Below are 18,103 nucleotides of genomic sequence, written 5' to 3'. Positions count from 1 at the left end.
GCTGGCGCGTCGTGATCAGGTGGATTGAACCCGCGCATATCCACTTTCCTGGCGCTGCGGCCAGTGCCAACAGGTCTTGAACGCGTTAGGTCAGCACGCCCGCTTATTGGGCAAATGTGCCATCTGTCCGCCCCCCGGCATCGTCGACGAAACGGATCGTATGATCGTTCCGAAAAACGTCGTAGCAAGCCCAAAGGTCCGAAGGTGGCCAGATCGAGCAATACTGGTCTTCGCGCACCACCCAGCGACCTGCACTCGGCCCACCCGAGAAATATTGCGTGACCATACTGGAGTCGAAAGTTTGCCAGACCCCGCTGCCATATTCCAATTTCTGGCCCGTCAAAGCTGCAAGGATTTCCTCGCCGGACAATTTCTGGAAGCCATCTGCGGCCAAAACACCCGGCCAAAGGGCCAAAATCAGGGCAAACCGTCTCATACCCGCTCTCACGTCTTGTTCCCTAACGCGCTCGGGGCTAAACCCCGCGCCAACGCCTCATCCCAACCACATAAAGGTGCTGCCGCCAATGATTCCCCGTTATTCCCGCCCTGACATGGTCGCCATCTGGTCGCCTCAGACCAAGTTTCGCATCTGGTACGAGATCGAGGCACATGCCTGCGACGCCATGGCCGATCTGGGCGTCATCCCGCGCGAAAATGCCGAGGCCGTGTGGAAAGCCAAGGATGTGGAGTTCGACGTAGCCCGCATTGATGAGATTGAGGCCGTCACCAAACACGATGTCATCGCCTTCCTGACCCATCTGGCCGAGCATGTGGGCAGCGAAGAAGCCCGTTTTGTGCATCAGGGAATGACCAGCTCGGACGTGCTGGATACCTGTTTGAACGTACAGCTGACCCGTGCTGCGGACCTGCTGATCGCCGATCTCGAAGGCCTTCTGGCCGCGCTCAAGCGTCGCGCGATTGAACACAAAAACACCGTTCGCATCGGTCGCAGCCATGGCATCCACGCAGAGCCTACCACCATGGGCCTGACCTTTGCCCGGTTCTATGCCGAGATGGATCGCAACCTGTCTCGGATGCGTGACGCTCGCGCGGAAATCGCCACCGGCGCGATCAGCGGCGCAGTTGGCACCTTCGCCAATATCGATCCGCGTGTTGAGGAACATGTCTGCGACCAGATGGGGCTTGTGCCGGAACCGATCAGCACACAAGTCATCCCGCGCGACCGCCACGCGGCCTTCTTTGCTACGCTAGGTGTGATCTCCAGCAGCATCGAGAATATCGCCATAGAAATCCGCCACATGCAGCGGACCGAAGTGCTGGAGGGCGCCGAGTTCTTCTCGATGGGTCAGAAAGGCTCCTCGGCCATGCCACACAAGAAAAACCCTGTTCTGACCGAGAACCTGACAGGTCTGGCGCGCATGGTGCGCGCGGCCGTGATCCCGGCGATGGAAAACGTGGCGCTCTGGCACGAGCGCGACATCTCGCACTCTTCAGTCGAACGCATGATCGGACCGGACGCGACAATCACCCTGGACTTTGCGCTGGCACGACTGACAGGTGTGATCGACAAGATGCTGATCTTCCCCGAGAACATGCTCGAGAACATGAACAAGTTCCCCGGCCTTGTCATGAGCCAGAGGGTTTTGTTGGCACTGACCCAAGCCGGTGTCAGCCGTGAAGACGCATACGCCATGGTCCAACGCAACGCGCTGAAGGTCTGGGAACACCGGACCGACTTCAAGCAAGAGTTGCTGGCAGATGCGGATGTCACCGCTGCGCTCAGCCCTGAAGAAATCGAAGAAAAATTCGACCTTGGCTATCACACCAAGCATGTCGATACGATCTTTGCCCGTGTGTTTGGCGAGTAAAAATCAAGCAGATCAAACAGTTCAGGGGCCCGGTTCGTACGCAGCGATCCGGGCCTTGTTCTTTTGCCGGATCATCAAAAATCGGTTATCTTGTCCGCGCATTCCCGAACAGGAGAAGCTTGATGATCCGGACTTTGATTTGCGCATTGGCCCTTGGCTGCTCAGCCTCTGTCGCCTTGGCCTGCAGCGCCCATACTGAACAAACGCAGTCCTGCGCGCCGGGAACACAATGGGACGCCGAAGCCCATAGCTGCGTAAAAACTGTCAATAGCTGAGGTTTTTCTTTCCTACTTGTGAATAAAAGAGGCAGCGCAATTGTTAGCCTTTTATCAAATCGCGCTATGCTTGATCAGAGCAGCCCAGAGAACGGAGTAGGAAAATGCGCCTTGTTTTAGTTTCAGCTATTGCCCTTCAGGCTTTTGCCTTTGCGCCGGCTTTGTATGCAGCCGGCGACGGTGGCAGCACCACGACCCCACCAAAACCAACGAACACGACCAAGAGATGCCTTTTTGGCCGCGTCTACGACAAGGACGCGGGGCGTTGTGTCAAACCGAACAAGACCAATTTCACCGATGATGAACTGTATGACGCCGTGCGCGAGCTGGCTTATGACGGGCAATTCGAGAACGCTCAGAACATTCTGCGCATCATGGATCAGAACGATGATCGCGTCCTGACATATTGGGGTTTTACTTACCGCAAAATGGGTGAGCTTGAGCTGGCAAACGCCTTCTACACCAACGCCATCGAATCCAACCCCGACAACATCCTCGCCCGCAGTTATATGGGACAGGGCTTTGTCGCCGAAGGCAGAACCGATCTGGCGATCGAGCAATGGCGCGAGATCAAAACTCGTGGCGGCGAAGGAACCTGGGCCGAGGCATCGCTGCGCGAAGCCATCCGCACCGGGCTGACCTATAACTACTAAACTTCAAGGTTATTTAACCCGATTCTCCGTAATCTGCCTGTGGTTCAGAAATTTTGGCACCACAGGCAGATGCAGGACACAAACGCGTTGATACACACGGCACCCGGAGCAGCTGCTCCGCTTGCCAAGGGGAATGACGATAAACCACGGCTTGTTCCCCGGACATTGAGCAACCGACAAAAAGCAGCGATTGTCGTCCGCCTTCTGCTGAGCGAAGGCGCGGATCTTCCGCTTGAGGAACTCCCTGACGATCTGCAAGAAAAATTAACCCATCAGCTTGGCGAAATGGGTCTTGTGGACCGCGTGACACTGGATGCCGTGGCGCAGGAGTTCGGCGAAGCACTGGATAACATCGGCCTGGCCTTTCCGCATGGCTTGGCTGGGGCGTTGGATGCGGTAACCGGCAAGATTGCCCCGAAAACAGCGGCACGCCTGCGCAAGGTGGCCGGGATACGACAGGTTGGTGACCCGTGGCAAAGGCTGCGCGACATCCCTGTCGAAGATCTTGCAGCCATGGCCCAAGCGGAAAGCACCGAAGTGGCCGCAGTGATGTTGTCAAAGATGGATACCGCGCAAGCCGCTCAGATGCTTGGGCAAATGCCCGGCCCTGTGGCGCGTAGGATCACCTTTGCTGTCTCGAAAACAGCGAACGTTACCCCAGAGGCGGTCGAGCGGATCGGCTGGTCTCTGGCCGCGCAACTGGATCAGCGCCCGGTGCAGGCGTTTGATGACGGCCCCAGCGCACGCGTTGGCGCGATCTTAAACCAGTCAGCCGCGGCCACCCGCGACGACTTGTTGAACGCATTGGATGAAGACGATGCCGCCTTTGCAGAACTCGTACGCCAGTCGATCTTCACCTTTGCGCATATTTCGAACCGCATTACAGCCCGCGATGTTCCGGCCATCCTGCGCGAAGTGGACCAAGCCGTGCTTGTAACAGCCCTGGCCGGAGCTGCGGCAGATGACGACAAGGCATCGGTTGAATTTCTGCTGACAAATATCTCGTCACGCATGGCGGAAAACCTGCGTGAGGAAATGGGTGAACGCGGACGAGTCAAACAATCCGAGGCCGAAGAAGCGATGACTCAGGTGGTTGGCGCCATTCGAACACTGGTTGATGCAGGAACAATCGCTCTGGTCGAAACTGAGGAAGAGGCTGAGTAGCATCAGGTTAGCAGGTTTGCCCCTTAACATGCTCAGTTTGCCCATCGTCTTGCTGAACGCTTGAGCTTGCCAAGATCGGCCTGTATGTCTGGCACGGAAATACCCATCACGCGGTGAGACGCCTCCATGCCCGTCGAAAAGTCGGAGCTCAGCAAGTTTGAGCTTGGAAAATACTATGTCGCCAATCTGTTCCTTCAGGGGGTTATCGGTGCTATGCGCCTTCTCCCGTATGAGCGGCGCATCTCAACCATGGGCGCGATTATGCGCGTTTTGACCCCGGTCGTGGGGTTTCGTACACGCATCCGGCGGAACCTGAAGCTCACCTGCCCTGACCTGTCCGAAGCCGAGGTCAAAAAGATTTGCCGTGACGTACCCGACAACGCCGGTCGGGCGATCATGGAGCATTTCTCGCCAGAAGGATTTACTGAGCGTCAAAGTACAGCGAAAATTTCCGGCCCTGGTATTGCGGCCTTTGATGCGGCCATCGCCGAAGGGCGTCCGGTCATGATGATCACTGCGCATTTTGGGCACTATCTGGCCGCGCGCATTGCCTTGCAAAAACACAGCGGCCAACCGATTGGCTGCCTGTATCGCCGCATGGCTAATCCTTACTTCAACGACGCCTATGTCGAGGCCTTTTATAAAACCGGTGCGCCCATGTTCGAGCAGGGGCGGCGCGGAATGGTTGAGATGGTGCGCACGCTGAAAAAGGGCGGGATCATTGCAATTGTGTCCGATCTCCATGCGATGGGCGGGGAAGAGCTTGTATTCTTCGGCAAACCCGCTGTCACATCTGTGCTGAACGCGGAACTGGCGATGAAATACAACGCGGAACTGATCCCATGTTATGCCGTGCGCCAGCCAAACGGCATCGATTTCGAAATCATACTGCACGATCCGGTTCCGCACACTGACCCGAAAACGATGACGCAATTCACCAATGACGACCTTGAGAAGATGGTACGTCAGCATATGGGTCAGTGGTTCTGGATCCACCGCCGCTGGAAGCATTGGAACGGGCTTGGCATTGCACCGGACGAGATGCCCTGATCACTTAACCCGCGTTGCGGCGACAATGGGACCATGACCCGCACGTTGCACCAAAACAACCGCCGGCAGGTCTGACCCAAGCTGGGCTGAGAAGGTTTGTGGTGCAGCCCCATCCCACTGCCCTGCCATCTGCCATTTTTCGACAACGTTGGCATAGTCCAGATCGTGCCCAGCCAGTTCTCCGCGGCGGATCGAGGCGTGGCGCATCGGCGAATACTGTACGATACGCACGTCGTAGGTCTCGCCCTCCGGCAATACTACGGGCGTGACATTCACGGTTACTTCATCTGCTGTCCGGGTTGCAGTCACCGACGCTTCGGGTGTCGCCTTGAAATGAGCGTCAATCAAGCGGTCGAGCTCACGTGACTGCGCGCCCACAACATCATGCTGCCCATTGATCACCATCTGTGGCGTGTAGATCATCGAACGACCGCCTTCCCGCGCATACGCCCGCTGCCGCAAAGTATGATCCGGGTCGGCATATTCGTCCTTCCAACCGATGTAATCCCAATAATCCACGTGCAACGCCAGGCCAATCACATCGTCCCGCTTGGCCAGGTCGTGCATCAACCGGTCTGCCGGAGGGCAAGAGGAGCACCCCTGCGACGTAAACAACTCAACCACCACAGGGTCGCTCTCAGCCGCAGCAGAGGCAGCCAAAAGCCAGGACATCAGGGCGGTTACAGCGGCGGATCTGAACATGTGGACTCTCGGTTTGGGCGGTTGATTTTCAGAAATAGCTGCTTTGGCATTCAACGACCAATCAAGGTTTCTTGAGGCTGGAATACATGTTTACCTCCGTAAATGTGTGCAATGGTATACAAAAATTACTCCTTTGTGCCCGTTCAACCTTGAACCAAGGGCCTTCGTGATGCAGATATCAGACAGCAAATCCTATTATCCAAGTCATTTGAGAGGGAGGCCACTGATGCCCATCAAAGTCGGACAGGATACCGCCAAGACACGCCGCAGCCTGAGCGTGAGTGGTAAGTCCATTTCCTATTACTCGATCCCCGCCGCGCAAGAGGCCGGTTTGGGGGATTTCTCAAAACTGCCTGCCGCACTGAAAGTGGTTCTGGAAAATATGCTGCGGTTCGAGGATGACGGGTTTTCTGTCTCAACCGACGACATCAAGGCCTTTGCTGAATGGGGTGTAAACCGCGGTAAGAACCCGCGCGAAATCGCATACCGCCCTGCCCGCGTCTTGATGCAGGACTTCACCGGTGTTCCGGCTGTCGTCGACCTGGCCGCGATGCGCGACGGTATCAAGGCGCTGGGTGGCGACGCACAAAAGATCAACCCGCTGAACCCGGTTGATCTGGTCATCGACCATTCGGTCATGATTGACGAATTTGGCAATCCGCGTGCATTCCAGATGAACGTGGACCGCGAGTATGAACGCAACATGGAGCGGTACCAGTTCCTGAAATGGGGTCAGAATGCCTTTAACAACTTCCGCGTGGTGCCTCCCGGCACTGGGATTTGCCATCAGGTGAACCTGGAATATCTGGCTCAAACCGTCTGGGCCGACACGGATCAAAACGGCGAAGAAGTCGCCTATCCCGATACGCTGGTTGGCACCGACAGCCACACCACTATGGTGAACGGCATGGCCGTTCTGGGTTGGGGCGTTGGCGGGATCGAGGCCGAGGCCGCGATGCTGGGTCAGCCAATCTCGATGTTGATCCCCGAGGTTGTGGGTTTTGAACTGACGGGTTCGATGGTCGAAGGCACCACCGGCACCGACCTTGTTCTGAAAGTCGTGGAGATGCTGCGCGAAAAGGGCGTTGTCGGTAAGTTCGTTGAATTCTATGGCGAAGGTTTGGACCGCCTGCCATTGGCCGACCGCGCCACTATCGCCAACATGGCCCCGGAATATGGCGCGACCTGCGGCTTCTTCCCTATTGACGGAGAAACCTTACGCTACATGCGCAACACCGGGCGTGACGAAGACCGTCTGGCATTGGTTGAAGCCTATGCCAAAGAAAACGGCCTCTGGCGTGACGCGGACTACGCTCCGATCTACACCGATACCCTGACGCTAGACATGGGCACGATCGTTCCGGCGATCTCGGGCCCGAAGCGTCCGCAGGACTATGTTGCGCTGACCGACGCCAAGGCGGCCTTTACGCAGGAAATGGCAGAGACTTTCAAACGCCCGATGGGCAAGCAGGTCGAAGTCAAGGGCGAAAACTATGGCATGGAGTCGGGCAAAGTCGTGATTGCCTCGATCACTTCCTGCACCAACACGTCGAACCCCTACGTCATGATCGGCGCGGGTCTGGTGGCCCGCAAGGCCGCGGCACTGGGACTGGATCGCAAGCCCTGGGTCAAGACCTCTCTGGCGCCGGGATCGCAAGTGGTGTCGGCCTATCTCGAAGCTGCAGGATTGCAAGACGATCTAGACAAGATCGGGTTCAACCTTGTGGGATATGGCTGCACCACCTGTATCGGCAACTCGGGCCCGATCCAGAAAGAAATATCCGAGGCAATTTCCGAAGGCGATCTGGTTGCCACGTCGGTTCTGTCCGGCAACCGCAACTTCGAGGGTCGAATCTCGCCGGATGTGCGCGCAAACTATCTGGCCTCACCGCCGCTGGTGGTTGTCTACGCACTGGCGGGAACAATGGATATCGACCTGACATCCGAACCGATTGGTCAAGACAAGGATGGCAACGATGTCTTCATGAAAGACATCTGGCCAAGCCAGAGCGAAATCGCGGAACTGGTCGAGGCGACCGTGACCCGCGAGGCGTTCCAATCGAAATACGCCGACGTGTTCAAAGGCGACGAGAAATGGCGCGAAGTTGAGGTGCCTCAACAGGAAACCTATGACTGGCCACCAACCTCGACATACATCCAGAACCCGCCCTATTTCCAAGGTATGGGCGCAGAGCCAGGCACGATTTCGAATATCGAAGGGGCCAAGGTGCTGGCGATTCTGGGCGACATGGTCACAACCGACCATATCTCGCCTGCCGGGTCATTTGCGTCGACCTCGCCCGCTGGCCAGTATCTGATCGAACGTCAAGTGCAGCCGCGCGAGTTCAACTCTTACGGCTCACGCCGCGGCAATCACGAGGTCATGATGCGTGGCACCTTCGCCAATATCCGCATCAAGAACGAGATGCTGGATGGCGTCGAAGGCGGCTACACCAAAGGCCCGGATGGCGAACAAACATCGATCTACGACGCATCGATGGCCTATCAGGAACAGGGCACACCGCTGGTTGTCTTTGGTGGCGAACAATACGGTGCAGGCTCGTCGCGCGACTGGGCGGCCAAAGGCACCGCGTTGCTGGGTGTGAAAGCCGTCATCGCCGAAAGCTTTGAGCGTATCCACCGGTCAAACCTGGTTGGTATGGGCGTCATTCCATTCGAATTCACAGGGGGTGACACACGCAAGACGCTTGGCCTGAAAGGGGATGAAACCGTCTCAATCCACGGATTGGATTCGGTTGAGCCCCTGCAAGAGGTGCCCTGCACAATCGTTTATGGCGACGGAAGTGAGAAGACCATCACCCTGAAGTGCCGCATCGATACCGCACCCGAGATTGAGTACATCGAAAACGGCGGCGTGCTTCACTATGTACTGCGTAATCTTGCGAAGGCATCGTGACTTGACAGCATAACGTGCGAATTAAACCCCCGGCCAAGCGCCGGGGGTTTTGTTTTCTAGCCATTCATTCGAAAACCTGAAACTGTTGGGTAAAGTCACTCACGGAAACCGTTCGCCATGCAAAAACCAAACGCCTTGCTGGTTTGCTCTCTCAGCGTCATTGCGGTCATCGGGATATGGGGTGTCATCGACATCCAGAGTTTGGTGACTTGGGCCAGTGGTATTGTCCAACAGACCTTCCACAGCCGGGGATGGTTCGTGATGCTCGCCGCCTCGGGCATGTTGATCGGGTGTCTGTTTCTGGCATTCTCAAAACATGGGAACATTCGCCTTGGTCGCGATGACGAAGAACCAGAATTCTCGACTGCCACCTGGATATCGATGTTGTTCTCAGCTGGGATGGGGGTCGGTCTGTTGTTCTGGGCGGTGGCCGAACCGTTAACCCACTTCAATTTCATCTCAGGCATGGCACCGGAATTCATCGCCGCACAACAGGCAATGCTGGCAACAAACTTCCATTGGGGTTTACACGCCTGGGCCATTTACGGATCGACTGCGCTGACCATCGCCTATTTCAGCTTCCGGCGCGGCACCGGGATGATGGTCAGCGCCCCGATCAAAAGCCTGTTTCCCGGTGAACGCTGGGCCGAACGTGTCGGATGGCTTTCAGACTTCATGGCGATCATTGCGATTGCCATTGGCGTGGGTGGCTCAATGGCCATGGGCGTCTTTCAGGTCGCAGATGGAATTGCGGTGTTGGGAGGCCGGGAAACGGTCGGAGCATTTTTGATTACCGTCGTGTTTCTGGCAATGGTCGGAGCGTATATCCCAGCACTCTTGATCGATCTGGGGCAAGGCATGGCGCGCTTATCTAACGCTGCCATGCTGATTGCGATCGGCCTCGTGGCCTACACCATTATTCTTGGCCCAACTGAATACCTTTTGAATACTGTGGTTCAGGGCTTTGGCGACTATGTCACAAACGTCATCCCACGCGGCTTTCAAACCTTCACGTTTTTTGGCGACGACGTCACCAGGTGGTTCAGCGACTGGACCCTCACCTACATGGTTTGGTGGATCGCCTGGGGGCCTTTTGTGGGTGTCTTCGTGGCGCGCATCTCTCGTGGTCGAACGATACGAGAGTTCGTGATCGGGGTACTGTTCGCCCCCACTTTGTTTTCCATACTCTGGTTCGGCGCTTTTGGCGGCATTGGCCTGTTCGAGGCACTCAACGGCGCAGGCGAACTTCTGGCCTATACGCAGACAAACATTGAACGCGTGACCTTTGCTCTGCTCGACCGGCTGCCGCTGTCCTTGATCACAACACTTGCAACGGTACTGGCTGCGTTTCTGTTCATTGTGACCAGTGTCGTCAGCGCTGCATTTGTTTTGGGCACCTTCTCGACCGGAGGAGACGAGAACCCTCCTCCGCGCGTGCGCCTGATATGGGGGGCCTTGCTGGGGCTGCTGAGCGTGGCGATGATCCTTTCTGGGTCAGTGGACTCGGTCAAGATCCTGATTTCACTGGGTGCTTTGCCCTTTGTCTTCATTTCAGTCCTGCTGATGGTCTGCCTGTTCCGCGGTCTCAGAGAGGAGGGCCAGCACGATGCTGATCGGTGATCTCACAGATACTCTGATGAACCTGGTAACCTTTGCGTTCATCGCGGCGATGATCTGGATTTTGCTGCGCAGCTGACGCTATTCCAAGGCGATCAGATTAAGCGTTGAAACACATCCACTTTACAGATTTGGTGTGCCTATGGACAAAGTTGCATTGATAACCGGCGGCGCCCGAGGGATTGGCCGGGCAATCGTCGAAGACCTTGGTCGAGATCACAAAATTGCGTTCACGTGGTTAAACAGCGCGCCTGAGCTGGATGTGTTGGACAGCGATGTTTTGGCGATCCGTTCAGACCTGACTCAGCCAGATCAACCGGCTCAGGTTATTGAACAGGTCATCGCACAATTCGGACGGCTGGACGTTCTTGTGAACAATGCGGGGCTTGTGCGCGCGACACCCAAAGAGGCGTTCAATCAACAGGACCACAGGGACATTCTTGACCTGAATTTGCTTGTGCCCGTGGCCCTTCTGACCGCCGCCCTGCCCCAACTGCAAGCTGGGGCATCCATCGTGAATATCTCTTCCATGAATGCGACCCTTCCGCCGCGCGATGCCGCGACCTATGGGGCCAGCAAGGCTGCGCTCAACCTATGGACCCGTGCCATGGCTAAGGAACTGGGCCCGCAGGGTATTCGCGTCAATGCGATTGCCCCTGGCGCGATCAACATCCCCGAGGTCCCGCGCCCGGATGATCTGACAGAATTGTTCGTCAAAGACACCGCCCTTGGGCGTGTCGGTGTGCCAGAGGATATCGCGCGGGTCGTTCGGTTTCTGGCCTCTGATGCGGTAGGTTTCATAACGGGTGAAGTCCTCGGCGTTACCGGAGGCTATCGATTGTAAAAACCAGTGCTGCCGCTTTCAGGTATTTAGCCACCCGCAGCCTTTTCCAAGGCAGGGCGGATCGTGCTTTCGATCACCCGTTGCGTGATAGGCCCGGCAAAGCGCAGGATGACAGTGCCATCGCCGTCTATCACGTACGTTTCAGGAACGCCGTATAGGCCCCAATCCAGCGCCATGCGGCCTTGCTCGTCGCGACCTATGGCAATGTAAGGGTCACCAAGTTCAGTCAGAAACGCCTCTGCTTTGGTCAGTTGATCTTTGTAGTTGATGCCATAGACGGGGACACCTTCTGCAGCCAGTGCTTCCAGGTTGGGATGCTCAGCCCGGCAGGGTGCGCACCAACTGGCCCAGTAGTTGACCAATTTAACTTCTCCATCCCGCAGCGCGGCATCATCGAACAAGGCTTTCTCAGGGAATTCGCTCAGAACGACAGGAGGGGCTGGCTGACCTTGACGGGCGGAAGGTAAGGCATCCTTGTCACCTCTGAATAATCCACCACCAAATAGAATGGCCAACACAGCAAATGCCACAGGTGGAGCGATCATCAAGGGCGAAATCTTAGCCATTGCGCGACATCCTTTGTTCGACCTTTTCCATATCTTTACGCACTTTGCGTCCTCGCATCACACTGAACGCAATCAAGGCCACCAGAAGAACGATCGACACGGCATAAGACGACAGAACCGCGTCAGCGTATTTTCCAAGATCGGGAATCATCCACTTACCCTTTCCCGCGCCATCAGTGCCTTGATCCGACGTGCCCGAATTTCGGTTCCGGTACGGTACAGCACCAATGCGATGAACAGCAGAACAAAGCCGATGATGCAGACCAGCAGCGGATAGAAGAATATGTTGCTAACCTTCTCTTCGGTGTCTGTCCCGGTAACCGCTGCTGCGCGCATGACAGATGCGCCCTGATGCAGTCCCTGATTCCAGAAGTTCACCGCGTAGCGGCTGAGGATCGCGAAAACCGACCCTACAAGGCACAGGACCGAGGTCAGGTCGGCCGCCGTATCCGGGTCTTCAATCGCCTCCCACAGGGCGACATATCCAAGGTAGAACAGGAACAGGATCAGAAACGATGTCAGTCGCGGATCCCAGGCCCACCAGGTGCCCCACATAGGCTGGCCCCAGATCGCACCAGTCAGCAAAGCAATCAGGGTCATCACAATCCCAATCGGTGCCGCCGCCCGCGCAGCAAGCGCACTGACATGGTGACGTCTTACCAGCCAAACCAGCGACGTCGCCAACATCATGAGCCAGCAGTTGATCGCCATCAGCGCCGCAGGCACATGCAGATAGATGATCTTGACCGTCGACCCTTGTTTGTAATCGTCCGGCGTAAAGAAAAAGCCCCAGATCAGGCCAACACAGATGCAGGCAAGTGAGGTGATCCAGAAAAACGGCAGAACACGCTCACTCGTCGCAAGAAACTTACGCGGGTTGGCATATTCCCAGAGGGCGTTGGCTTTGGCTGCAATAGACATGGGCCCTATCTAGTCTGAATTGGGGTGGTTCTCAATTGACCTTGGTCAAAGTTGAGACGGTTCACCGCAGATTGATCCGCAATACCGCCGCGCTGGCGAATGGCAACAGCGCGATCGTTGCCGCCGTGATGCCGGCCAGCATAAGCAGCGGCGTCTGCACCTCCATCTCTGTGGCTCCGCGCCGGGCGACCTCGGCTCCGAAAATCAGGGTGGGCACGTATAGCGGCAGCACCAACAGTGACAGCAACAAACCGCCACGCTTCAATCCAACGGTCAGGGCTGCACCGAATGTTCCGATCACGCTCATCGCCGGGGTGCCAATCAGCAGTGAAATCACCAGCCAGAAGAAACCCGGCACAGGAAGATTCAACAAAACTCCCAGGAACGGAGCGGCCAGGACAAGAGGCAAACCGGTGGTCAGCCAATGCGCCAAAGCCTTGATGGTTACAACTGATTCCAGCGGCAGCGGCGCGGTGGCCAACAGGTCCAGCGACCCGTCTTCCCAATCCAAAGCCAGCAAGCGGTCGAGCGACAGCAAACAGGCCAGCAACGCTCCCAGCCAAAGAACACCGGGTGCGATGGTGGACAGCAGCGAAGATTGCGGACCAACTGCAAACGGCACCATCACGGTCACGATCAGAAAAAACGCCAGACCCAAACCAAACCCGCCGCCTGCACGGAAGGCCAGTTTCAGGTCGCGCAGCAAAAGGGCGATCACAGGAAGCCTCCGTCGAAATCGTCAATGGGTTTGGGTTTGGCCTTGTTGGGTCCCACATCCAGAACCTCTCCGTCCAGGCCGAGGTCGATATGGGTTGCGATCAGGGCCGACCCGCCCTGCGCCAGATGTGCCCGCACCGCGTCGGCAAACATCTGCACCGCGTTTTTGTCCAGCGACACGGTGGGTTCGTCCAGCATCCAGATCGGCCGTCCAGTCACAAGCATCCGCGCAAGCCCCAGCCGCCGTTTCTGACCGGCTGACAGGTTACCGGCATGGCGATCAGCCAGCTCATTCAGATCAAACGCATCCAATGCGCTTTGTATGCCGCTGGTGCCAAAGACCGAGGCCCAGAACGTCAGGTTCTCGGTCACGGTCAGCGTCGGCTTTAACCCGTCCGAGTGGGCAGCATAGGCAATCTGGTCCTCGGCACCTTCGATGGTACCCTCAAGCGGCGGCTGCAAACCCGCCAAAGTACGCAGAAGCGTCGTTTTACCGATCCCGTTTGGTCCACGTAGAATCAGCGCCTTACCAGGCCGCAGTTGAAAGCTGAGACCTTCCAGCACGGGAATGCCACCACGGGTGATCGACAAGTCGGATACAGTCAGTGTCATGAAACCCGCTTAGCGGATTGTCCTCAGAGGCAAAAGGCAAGATTTGCCGCAGGGCTTAGCTGGCTTGGGGATAGCCAAGGGCGGATTGCAACACCCTATCCAAGTGGGATTAAGGCAAGTGCGATCCGGCGACCTTCCGAGAGCAGCACGTTATAGGTGCGGCAGGCGGCGGGAGAGTTCATAATTTCGACGCCAATTCCGGCATTTTCCAAAATAGCACGCAGGGTTTGGGGAATGTGCGACATTTCCTTGCCAGTGCCGATGAACAGGACGTCGATGTCATCTGCAAGGTTCAGCAGCGGCACTGTGTCATCATAGCCGCCCCATCTTGTTGTTCCGGTTGGGCCGATTAGAACCGGGCCGTCGTGGACTTGCCCGCCGACGCGGAAGAAGCCGGGGCCGTAGCCGTCGACCGGTACTGCACTGGTGTAGGTGATCTCGTTCAGGCGCATATGCGCTTTCTATCCCCAAAGCGGCAAGCCCGACAAGGCCGCCAGTGCGATGGCGATATAAGCTGCCGCACGATAAAGCCTCTCACGCTCGGGGCGGAACATCCATCCGCCCAGCCAATTCCCCGCCAGGTTCGGTATTGCCAGTGCAAGACCCAGCGCTGCAGCCGCCCATATAACACGACCCATCCCAGTCAGGTAACCGAGAATGAGAAAGTCGAACGCGAAGAGAAACAACAGTATCGTGGCGCGAATGACCTGAACCGACAGCGGACGGGACATATAAAAAAGGATCACCGCCGGACCCGGAAGCCCAGCGACACCGCCCAGAAACCCGGCAGCGGCACCGATGCCCAAGACCATCGCGCGAGTGACTTGGCCGTTATACCGCAGCCCCAATACCAGAACCGCGAGCATGAAAAGCGCGAGCAGGCTGACCGCATATCGAAACACATCGGGGTCGACGCGGGTCAGCACCCACAAGCCCAGCGGCAGAAGCAAAGCGCAACCTCCGGTCAAGCGGGCAAGATCGCCTTTGTCCACATCGCTCCACGCGCGGCGCAGATTGGGCAGCGGGCCAAAAATGTCCATGATCGTCAACCCGATCAGCGCGCCGAATGGGCCGAGATAGGGGGAGGCAAGGGGCAGGAAGACCAACGCGGTTCCAAAGCCCGAAAATCCGCGCACAACGCCGCCAAGAAAAGCCGCAAAAAGGATAATGGCCAGCCCTTGCGGGGGCTGGCCAAAAAGCTCAGGCATCAATATTGGCAAACTGGTTGCCTGCCGTGTTCGACGGCTTGGACCAGTCGCGTTTGACCCCCAGCCATAACAGGATGGTCGAAGCCACGAAGACCGAGGAATAAGTACCCACGATCACACCCCAGATCATCGCGAAGACGAACCCTCGGATCACATCCCCGCCAAGAACATAAAGCGAGATCAGCGCCAGCAGGGTCGTGACCGAGGTCATAACCGTCCGGCTGAGGGTTTCGTTGATCGAGATGTTCAGAACTTCTTTCAGGTCTTTCTTCTTGTACTTCCGAAGGTTCTCGCGCACGCGGTCGAAAACAACCACCGTATCGTTCAACGAATAGCCGACGATAGTCAGAAGCGCCGCGATGATGGCAAGATCGAACCGGATTTGCAGCTCTGAGAATATGCCAATGGTCAGGATCACGTCATGCACAAGGGCAGCTACCGCCCCCAGCGCAAACTGCCATTCGAACCGCAGCCAGATGTAAACAAGCACCGCGCCGATGGCCAATGCAACGGCGATAACGGCTGTCTGGATAAGCTCTCCGGAAACCTTAGGGCCGACCGATTCAACCGATACGAATTGAATATCCGGAATCACGGCTTGCAGCGCTTGCTCCACAGCCGTGATCGTTGCTGCCTCAACCGCCTCGGCATCGGCCTGCGCCTGAATGCGGATCATCGCGACATTTTCATCCTCTCCGAAGGTCGGATCAAAAATCTCGGTGATTGTCACATCGCCAAGTTCCAATGGCGCGATTGCGTCGCGGTACGTGCCGACGTCAATCGGTTGCGTGCTTTCAGTTCGAATGGTCGTACCGCCCCGAAAGTCGATGCCAAAATTCAGGCCCTGCAACATAAACGAAGCAAAAGCCACGACCATCATCAGGCCGGAAATACCCAGCCAAACCTTCCAGCGGCTGAAGAAATCGAACGAGGTGTTCTGGGGTACGAGTTTCAGTCTCATGTCAAACCTCGATCGTTTTAGGACGGCGGCGTTCGAACCACATGACAACCATCAGGCGTGTCACGAAGATCGCGGTAAAGACCGATGTCAGAATACCAATGCCCAGGGTAATTGCGAACCCGCGCACCGGGCCACTGCCCATCGCGAACAAGATCGTCGCCGTAATGAAGGTTGTCACGTTGGCGTCCAGAATGGCCGACAGCGCCTTTTCATAGCCCAGCTCGATGGCGCGGGCTGGCCCTTTGGCAGATTTCAATTCTTCCCGAATGCGTTCAAAGATCAGCACGTTGGCATCCACCGCCATACCGACCGTCAGAACGATCCCGGCGATGCCCGGCAGGGTCAGGGTTGCTCCGATCAGGGAAAGCAGGCCGAACAACAAACCGACGTTGATGATCAACGCGATGTTGGCAAAAATTCCGAACAGACCATAGCTGAGCGCCATAAAGGTTAGAACGGCAACAAAGGCCACGATTGTGGCAACCTTACCTGCATCGATGCTGTCCTGTCCCAATTCGGGACCGATGGTGCGTTCTTCCAGGAATTCCAGACCGGCAGGCAGCGCACCCGCACGCAACAAGATGGCCAGATTGGTGCTTTCCTCAACCGAGAAGTTGCCAGTGATAATGCCAGATCCTCCGGGGATGTGGCTTTGGATCACTGGGGCGGAAATCACTTCGTCATCCAGCACGATCGCAAAGGGCGCGCCGATATTGTCGCGGGTATAATCACCAAATTTGCGGGCGCCAGACGTGTTGAACCGGAAACTGACCGCAGGGCGACCGTTTTGGTCAAACGAAGGCTGTGCATCCACCAGTTCTTCACCGGTCACAACCGGGGCGGATTCAATAATGTAATAGACACCGCTTTCGTCGATCGAAGGTACAACTTCTTCGCCGATGCCCACGCTGGCATCCGGGTCGGTGCCCCTGTTAACAACCGGGTTGAAGGTCAGCTGAGCTGTGGTTCCGATGATGTTTTTCAACTCTCCGGCGCTGCCGATGCCCGGCACCTGGATCAGGATCCGGTCCGCGCCCTGGCGCTGAATAGTGGGCTCACGGGTGCCAACTTCGTCAATCCGGCGGCGGATAATCTCAAGCGATTGACGCACGGTGCGATCATCGGATGCCAGCTTTTCGGCCTCGGAAAGCTGCACAACGATCGTGTCGCCATCAGCGCGCGCCTCAATATCCGTGGCACCAACACCGGTCAGGGTTTGCACCTGGCGGGCAAGTCCACGCACCACTTCAAGCGCTCTGGGCATTCCCTCTGGTTGGCTGATGCGTACGCGAATCTCATCCGGGGCAGACTCCTGGCGACGGATCGTTCCAACCGTCGCGCGTTCGTCACGCAGCGCGTCCCGAACTTCAGGCCACATGGCCTCCATCCGGGATTCGTATACATCCTGCACCCGGACTTCGGCCAACAAATGCGCACCACCGCGCAAGTCCAGACCAAGATTGACCAGCGAAGATGGCAACCAAGTGGGCCATTCCGCAGCCTGAGCCTGCAATTCAGGCGTATCGTTACCAAGCTCAATGGCCGCTTGTGCGTCGTTGGATTGTTCGACCCGTGTGTAAAACGCGTTTGGCAGGGCTAAGAGAAGGCCGGTCACACAGACCAGCCAAATCAGAACCCGCTTCCAGGTATCAATTTGCAGCATTACCCTGCCTTTTCAAGGGATTGTCGAGCGAAATTACTTCGCAGGTTCGGTCTTGTTCAGAACCTGAGCGATGGTCGATTTAACCACGCGGATCTTGACGCCCTCGGCGATCTCGACCTCGATCTCGTTCTCGCCTTCCTTGACCTTCGACACCTTGCCGATCACCCCACCCTGGGTGATCACCTGATCACCGCGGCGCACGGCCTCGACCATGGCCTGATGTTCTTTCATTTTCTTCTGCTGTGGACGGATCAGCAGGAAATACATGATCGCGAAAATCAGGATCAGCGGGAGAAACTGGGCGATTGCGCCACCTTCCATGGGATATTCCTTTGTTCAGATCTTGCGGCACCGTTCCGCAAATTTGGCCGGAACCTATGCTTTGAGATGCCTGTTTGCAAGCA

General features: G+C 56.9%; 19 protein-coding genes. 7 read left to right on the top strand and 12 right to left on the bottom strand.

What is annotated here, in order from left to right; all coding sequences use genetic code 11:
• Positions 1-103: 103 nt before the first annotated feature.
• A complete protein-coding gene (locus GOV85_RS15020) occupies positions 104-436 on the bottom strand; it encodes a hypothetical protein (RefSeq protein ID WP_171179557.1) in 333 nt (110 codons plus the stop codon).
• Positions 437-524: 88 nt separating this feature from the next.
• Between GOV85_RS15020 and purB the strand changes: the two genes are divergently transcribed.
• The 4 genes from purB (at position 525) to GOV85_RS15000 (ending at position 4,971) form a co-directional block, all read left to right on the top strand.
• Positions 525-1,829, top strand: a complete 1,305-nt coding sequence (gene purB, locus GOV85_RS15015; RefSeq protein ID WP_171179555.1) for an adenylosuccinate lyase — start codon at positions 525-527, stop codon at positions 1,827-1,829.
• Positions 1,830-2,208: 379 nt separating this feature from the next.
• A complete protein-coding gene (locus GOV85_RS15010) occupies positions 2,209-2,757 on the top strand; it encodes a hypothetical protein (protein ID WP_171179552.1) in 549 nt (182 codons plus the stop codon).
• Positions 2,758-2,826: 69 nt separating this feature from the next.
• The gene (locus tag GOV85_RS15005; RefSeq protein WP_171179550.1) at positions 2,827-3,921 is read left to right on the top strand and encodes a flagellar motor switch protein FliG; all 1,095 of its coding nucleotides are present in this window, start codon (positions 2,827-2,829) and stop codon (positions 3,919-3,921) included.
• Between the two features lie 126 nt (positions 3,922-4,047).
• Positions 4,048-4,971 carry a lysophospholipid acyltransferase family protein gene (locus tag GOV85_RS15000; protein ID WP_171179548.1) on the top strand — a complete coding sequence of 308 codons (924 nt, stop codon included), beginning with the start codon at positions 4,048-4,050 and terminating at the stop codon, positions 4,969-4,971.
• Here GOV85_RS15000 and GOV85_RS14995 read toward each other — a convergent pair whose 3' ends face one another.
• Entirely contained in the window at positions 4,972-5,673 is a 702-nt protein-coding gene (locus tag GOV85_RS14995; protein ID WP_171179546.1) for a thioredoxin family protein, read from the bottom strand.
• Between the two features lie 226 nt (positions 5,674-5,899).
• On the opposite strand from GOV85_RS14995, the gene acnA reads away from it, so the two are divergent.
• The 3 genes from acnA to GOV85_RS14980 all read left to right on the top strand — a co-directional run bounded on the left by acnA (position 5,900) and on the right by GOV85_RS14980 (position 11,051).
• Positions 5,900-8,590 carry an aconitate hydratase AcnA gene (gene acnA, locus GOV85_RS14990; protein ID WP_171179544.1) on the top strand — a complete coding sequence of 897 codons (2,691 nt, stop codon included), beginning with the start codon at positions 5,900-5,902 and terminating at the stop codon, positions 8,588-8,590.
• Positions 8,591-8,707: 117 nt separating this feature from the next.
• The gene (locus tag GOV85_RS14985; protein ID WP_171179541.1) at positions 8,708-10,210 is read left to right on the top strand and encodes a BCCT family transporter; all 1,503 of its coding nucleotides are present in this window, start codon (positions 8,708-8,710) and stop codon (positions 10,208-10,210) included.
• A gap of 139 nt (positions 10,211-10,349) precedes the next feature.
• The gene (locus GOV85_RS14980) at positions 10,350-11,051 is read left to right on the top strand and encodes an SDR family NAD(P)-dependent oxidoreductase (protein ID WP_171179539.1); all 702 of its coding nucleotides are present in this window, start codon (positions 10,350-10,352) and stop codon (positions 11,049-11,051) included.
• A 26-nt stretch (positions 11,052-11,077) separates the two neighbouring features.
• Here the strand turns inward: GOV85_RS14980 and GOV85_RS14975 are convergent, their stop codons facing one another.
• The 10 genes from GOV85_RS14975 to yajC form a co-directional block, all read right to left on the bottom strand.
• Positions 11,078-11,617, bottom strand: coding sequence for a DsbE family thiol:disulfide interchange protein (locus tag GOV85_RS14975; RefSeq protein WP_171179537.1), 540 nt, complete (start codon positions 11,615-11,617; stop codon positions 11,078-11,080).
• Complete coding sequence (gene ccmD, locus GOV85_RS14970; protein ID WP_171179535.1) at positions 11,610-11,768, bottom strand: heme exporter protein CcmD; 159 nt, start codon at positions 11,766-11,768, stop codon at positions 11,610-11,612. The genes GOV85_RS14975 and ccmD overlap by 8 nt, the downstream gene beginning before the upstream one ends.
• Positions 11,765-12,538 carry a heme ABC transporter permease gene (locus GOV85_RS14965; RefSeq protein WP_171179533.1) on the bottom strand — a complete coding sequence of 258 codons (774 nt, stop codon included), beginning with the start codon at positions 12,536-12,538 and terminating at the stop codon, positions 11,765-11,767. Before GOV85_RS14965 ends, ccmD begins: the two co-directional genes overlap by 4 nt.
• A 61-nt stretch (positions 12,539-12,599) precedes the next feature.
• A complete protein-coding gene (gene ccmB / locus GOV85_RS14960) occupies positions 12,600-13,256 on the bottom strand; it encodes a heme exporter protein CcmB (RefSeq protein ID WP_171179531.1) in 657 nt (218 codons plus the stop codon).
• Complete coding sequence (gene ccmA / locus GOV85_RS14955; RefSeq protein WP_171179528.1) at positions 13,253-13,867, bottom strand: heme ABC exporter ATP-binding protein CcmA; 615 nt, start codon at positions 13,865-13,867, stop codon at positions 13,253-13,255. Before ccmA ends, ccmB begins: the two co-directional genes overlap by 4 nt.
• Before the next feature lie 95 nt (positions 13,868-13,962).
• A complete protein-coding gene (locus GOV85_RS14950) occupies positions 13,963-14,319 on the bottom strand; it encodes an Mth938-like domain-containing protein (RefSeq protein WP_171179526.1) in 357 nt (118 codons plus the stop codon).
• A gap of 9 nt (positions 14,320-14,328) precedes the next feature.
• On the bottom strand, positions 14,329-15,075 hold the full coding sequence (locus GOV85_RS14945) for a TSUP family transporter (protein ID WP_171179524.1): 747 nt from the start codon (positions 15,073-15,075) through the stop codon (positions 14,329-14,331).
• Positions 15,068-16,036, bottom strand: a complete 969-nt coding sequence (gene secF / locus GOV85_RS14940) for a protein translocase subunit SecF (RefSeq protein WP_171179522.1) — start codon at positions 16,034-16,036, stop codon at positions 15,068-15,070. The genes GOV85_RS14945 and secF overlap by 8 nt, the downstream gene beginning before the upstream one ends.
• A gap of 1 nt (position 16,037) precedes the next feature.
• Positions 16,038-17,699, bottom strand: coding sequence for a protein translocase subunit SecD (gene secD / locus GOV85_RS14935; protein WP_171179520.1), 1,662 nt, complete (start codon positions 17,697-17,699; stop codon positions 16,038-16,040).
• Positions 17,700-17,732: 33 nt separating this feature from the next.
• Positions 17,733-18,020, bottom strand: a complete 288-nt coding sequence (gene yajC, locus GOV85_RS14930) for a preprotein translocase subunit YajC (protein WP_171090782.1) — start codon at positions 18,018-18,020, stop codon at positions 17,733-17,735.
• Positions 18,021-18,103 lie beyond the last annotated feature (83 nt).

The sequence above is a fragment of the Ruegeria sp. HKCCA4633 genome (assembly GCF_013034605.1).
GTDB lineage: Bacteria > Pseudomonadota > Alphaproteobacteria > Rhodobacterales > Rhodobacteraceae > Ruegeria.
This window is presented reverse-complemented; position numbering and strand designations above follow the sequence as displayed.